Origin of the sequence: Pseudomonas sp. KCJK9058 (assembly GCF_046230975.1) — a bacterium.
GTDB classification, from domain to species: domain Bacteria; phylum Pseudomonadota; class Gammaproteobacteria; order Pseudomonadales; family Pseudomonadaceae; genus Aquipseudomonas; species Aquipseudomonas alloputida.
The window spans coordinates 1-502 of the sequence record NZ_JBJJLR010000127.1 but is presented as its reverse complement, the minus strand read 5'-3'; the positions used below and the strand labels follow the sequence as shown (position 1 = coordinate 502).

At 60.6% G+C, this 502-nt stretch carries 1 pseudogene; it reads left to right on the top strand.

The annotated features are described in order from the left end of the window. Nucleotides 1-111, top strand: a pseudogene (locus tag ACK59Z_RS25890) (3-deoxy-7-phosphoheptulonate synthase); the annotation flags it as partial. Nucleotides 112-502 lie beyond the last annotated feature (391 nt).

Genomic DNA, 502 nt, shown 5'->3' with positions numbered 1-502 from the left:
CGGCGTTCTTCCAGGTACACCAGGCCGAGGGCAGCCATGCCGACGTATCCTTATCCAGATGACTGGGCAGAACCTCACCGAATGCATCGGCGGTGCCGGCCAATCACCGAATTCGCTTCTCGCTTTTGATCTTGCTTCTAAGCGCGCGGTAGTCCAGGCGACGCAGATTGCGACTTCAGGAGGCCGAGTGGAGGCATTGCGGAGGGAGATGACGGGCATGGATGCCCGTCAAGCGCTGGGCCCCAGGATGGGGCCTGCAGCGCGTGCTCCCGGGAGCAAGGCCGGAGCGAGGGGACCCCGGAGCGCAGCGTAGGGGCCGGATGATGGGAGCCGACGGTTTTTGGTCCCTTTTTGCCACGACAAAAAGGGACCCGCCGTAAGGGCGGAAAGGTGAGTCGGCGTCGCCATCGCAAACGGACTGTACGCCCGATCAGAACCAGCGCTTAAGCTTTGAGCTTTTGAGCTTTTGAGCTTTTGAGCTTTTGAGCTTTTGAGCTTTTGG